A 3770-nucleotide genomic window follows, 5' to 3' on the forward strand; every position below is an offset into this window, starting at 1 on the left:
CATGAGCTTTATACCGTCGTCTCTTCTTTTCATCTTGCTTGATGAAGTGAACTTCTTAGAGTGTTTTATATCAATTTCCTTTGAATAGACTTTAGCTAAGTATGATAATCCTCGAATACAGTCTTCTATTTCATCATTGAATGTTGGTGAGCTATAGTTGAGATAGTAATAGTGGTTTTGATAGCCCTGACTTCCGAAGTTGACTATTCCGTAGGGACAGACTGCCTTCCAAGTTTCAACGATGATCTTGTAAATCCAAACGTAGTCCTCTAGCCCATCATCCCAGAAGACTTTACCATCATCCTGAGCCTGTGCAGGTATCGCTAGCAAGCAGTGGTAGTGGGTACGCTTCTCGCGGCTACGCTCTCGGACTGACTGGTAGAGGATGCGCTTGATCTTCCTGTGTTCGACGGTCTCCTGCTTCTTGTTGTAGTTTTTCCATCGTTTCAATCGAGCTTTTAAGTTTTTGAAGAAAGTTGAGACTAGTTCGTTTGTATCGTCTTTTGCTTCGATATATTGGTTTTGGTTGTTCTTGAAGTATAAATCGAACCTGAATACGTTAAGCTTTTTGTGGTTTGAAAACATCTCTTCTAAGCCTGTTATCGTCTTATCAATGACTTTTAAGTAGAAGCCATCCAATGCTTTCTCTTTGTTACTGTATAGTTCAAAGCCTTTGTAAGTTTGTGAATGGATTATTGTGTTGTGTTCTTTCTGTTTCATTGTTCCCTCAAGTTGCTGTAAGAGTTACTTAGAAGTGTATTAGATAAAATATCCAGTAGTTTTCTGTCTGATAAGGTTCCTTGAGACAAGCACGACAATTTGCCAGACAGCCCTATTTATAAGGGTTCTGGTGCTATGTCCTGGTTGAAACAAGGTGCTGATAATCGGCAGAATTACGCGAGCAAGATGTTTGATTAACAATCAAACTCCGCTTGGACATAAGCTAACATCTATCTTTAGCTGTGTCTAATGCATAATTTTCATGGAATGTTGTTTAGTAATTACTTTTGTTCATGGTGGTTCTATTCAGTCCAGCAAGCGCTAAGCGGTTTATGCTCTGGATTCAGCTTATCAATGGCAGCTCCTAACGCTGCGTAAGCGTGCTGATAGGTCTTGTATGTCTTGCCGTTGGAGTACCACACGTTGAGTTCAGTGTAAGAGCGGATTACTGCCAGCAGCGTTTCTGGTTCTCCTTCTCGGGTGATAACGTCAAGCGCTCCTGGTAGGTCTGCTTTCTCTAACCAAGCGCTGAGAGAGGCGTAAAATAGCTCTGTGTCGTGTTTGATCTTTGCCACTGTGAAAGCCCTTAGATTGACGTTTTATAGCTCGATATACGCGGATGCTACGTCTTCCTTCTCAATCCCGATATACCGCATTGTGACAGTGGGGGAAGAGTGATTAAGCACTTTGCAGATAAGTTCTAGCGAACAGCCGTTCTGGTACATCTGGTAGCCGAGCGTTTTTCTCATGCTGTGAGTGCCTAGCTTGATACCGATAGAAGCTCCCTCACCAACTTGTTTGAATATACGGCTAACTGATCCTCTGGCAATCGGCTTACCAGCGCCCTTTGAACGGTTGGCGTCTGTTTGGAAAAGGTAGGTGTGATGTGGGTTGTCTTGCTGGCGACGTTGAATGATCCGTTTCATTGTCGGGTTGATAGGAATACTGCGGCGCTTTCTTGTCTTCTGCTCTGTTACTTCCAAAGAGTCACCGGATACGTCATCAAAGCGAAGGGTGAGAAGGTCTCCAATACGTAAGCCTGAATTGATTCCGAAGCGCCAAACGTCAGCGTATACCTGACCGAAAGATGTGAGTCTGTTCTCTATCTTCTCGATCATAACCTTGCTCTTAACCGCTTCAACTTCATTCATGATGCTAATCCTATGTGACGTTTATTCGATAAAGTGGATTATATGTAACATAGAAAGGAGATGCAAGAGCAGATTGCTTTAACTGTGCGATTCGCTATGTGACAGAATATACTTGTGTAACATAGAAGGCTGTCGAGATGATGCTGGGGAGTGTTATTTGTTAGTGCTGAGTAGTTAGCTCTCGCTTTTGCGTAGGGCGTCTATGAAGTCGCTAAACTGGTGACGCTGCTTAGAATTTGAGGTGCCTGGTGCTGATGACTGTTCTACTTTTTGCTGTGGAGCGGGTAAGAGTCGCAATTCCTTCACTTCGTCACGTAGGTTGCAAATCTCTTCACGTAACGCTCTCAATTCATCGACTAGAGCCGTAGTGTCGGGCATGTCTGGTGGTGTCTGTTTTTCAGGTGTCGGGTGTCGGGTTGTGCTTAACGCTTCACCATAAACACGGATCATTTCAGATAGGTCTATTACACGCTGGCCTTTGACGTTATATCCAGCGCTCACGCGGCCTCTATCGATAGCTTCGTAAAGTGATGAACGGTGTAGACCGTAGAGTTTAGCCATACGTCCAATGGTCAATTCAGGCATGTCGGGTGCTGTCGGGTTAAGGTGTCGGTTGCCCTACACTATAAACCATCACGTACTTAGGTGGTCGGCAAAAGTACCGCTGCTTAGAATCTTTAGTGGTGCGGGTATATGGTTCTATATCGCTATGTAATGCGCTGTAAGAGGTTTTGATGTTTAACCAGTAGGTATGCATTGGTTAGTGCGTTAAAAGCGCTCTGCGGCTGTTTTGGAAGGCTTGAGAAGTGAAGTCTAGGTTGCTGGCTTAGCTTATGTTGTTGAATTAGATAATCAGGATTGACGGATTAGGTCACAAGAAGGGATAGTTGCTCTCAGAACGAATGAAACCCTCGCTGCTACCAACAACGAGGGCTTCGGATTCTCTTCAAAGCGGGAAGAGACAAAACACTCTGCAAGAATAGCGATAATCTACGCGCCTTCGCAAGTTTTCCCGCCTAAAAGAATCCCGTTCGGCAGTTACTACAGCGCCAGCAGAATCGGCGTAACCGTGGAAGTGGAATTCAAGAGCTGTCCTTTCATTGGTTGTAACTTGTCGGTCGAGAAGGGGAACTGCTCAAACGACCAATGCCAAGACGCGCTTGAAGCTTTCTGTTAGATAGGCCCTAACAGACTACTGGTAAAGTGGGTAACGGGTAGACCAACAGCCACCACTTTAAAAAACGGCGAGGCGTTGCAGCGAAGGAGCTGTAGCAAAGCCAGTAGAACAAGCTGCAAAGTGTCCCGACAGGCAGAGCAGGGGAGAGTGCTAGCCAGCGCTTCTCGAAGTGTCGGGCAAGGCTGAGATCCTGAAACTTATCAAAGTTGAGGGAGGAAGAGCCTGTTGTGAAAAGGCCCTTTAGGGCAACATCATCGGGGTTGGTATGTCTGGTAGGTGGCTCGTCCTGAGCCGTTTGCAGATCCTTTGCATGATCCACCATACAGCATTGAGCCTGAAATAAATCCCGTAGTTTCCACCTCTCCCCAGATGGGCTAGCGCTAACGAGAGCCAACCTGTGAATTTGTCACGGATAACTGAGCGTGGAATCGGTAGCGATAAACTGTATGTCAGAGCATACTTTTGAAGTAAGCCAGGCTTGATAACTGGACTATGCCAACTTGAAAATCAGCCCCAAAAATTCTGGGAAAGCCTTGAGTGTGCCTGTCTGGTTAGTCGAGGTTCAATTCTGAGAGTTGGTATACCACCTTGAAATATTTGAGATTAAGCCGCTTCTAGTTGTTCTTGGTTGTTGTTGTGTCTTCCCATGAGCTTTATACCGTCGTCTCTTCTTTTCATCTTGCTTGATGAAGTGAACTTCTTAGAGTGTTTTATATCAATTT

General features: G+C 45.0%; 4 protein-coding genes. All 4 read right to left on the reverse strand.

What is annotated here, in order from left to right:
* Positions 1-720: YagK/YfjJ domain-containing protein (locus tag RZA33_RS19175; RefSeq protein ID WP_317509322.1), on the reverse strand; the 720-nt coding region annotated here is incomplete at its 3' end.
* A 302-nt stretch (positions 721-1022) separates the two neighbouring features.
* The gene (locus tag RZA33_RS19180; protein WP_317509323.1) at positions 1023-1295 is read right to left on the reverse strand and encodes a hypothetical protein; all 273 of its coding nucleotides are present in this window, start codon (positions 1293-1295) and stop codon (positions 1023-1025) included.
* A gap of 24 nt (positions 1296-1319) precedes the next feature.
* On the reverse strand, positions 1320-1871 hold the full coding sequence (locus RZA33_RS19185) for a tyrosine-type recombinase/integrase (protein ID WP_317509324.1): 552 nt from the start codon (positions 1869-1871) through the stop codon (positions 1320-1322).
* 174 nt (positions 1872-2045) lie between these two features.
* Positions 2046-2372, reverse strand: coding sequence for a hypothetical protein (locus RZA33_RS19190; RefSeq protein WP_322976226.1), 327 nt, complete (start codon positions 2370-2372; stop codon positions 2046-2048).
* Positions 2373-3770: the final 1398 nt, after the last annotated feature.

Source organism: Halovibrio sp. HP20-59 (genome assembly GCF_033052795.2).
Taxonomy (GTDB): domain Bacteria; phylum Pseudomonadota; class Gammaproteobacteria; order Pseudomonadales; family Halomonadaceae; genus Vreelandella.

Bases quoted from the DNA above. Each gene is read 5' to 3' on its own strand.
- RZA33_RS19185 (WP_317509324.1), bottom strand. From the start codon at position 1,871: ATGAATGAAGTTGAAGCGGTTAAGAGCAAGGTTATGATCGAGAAGATA.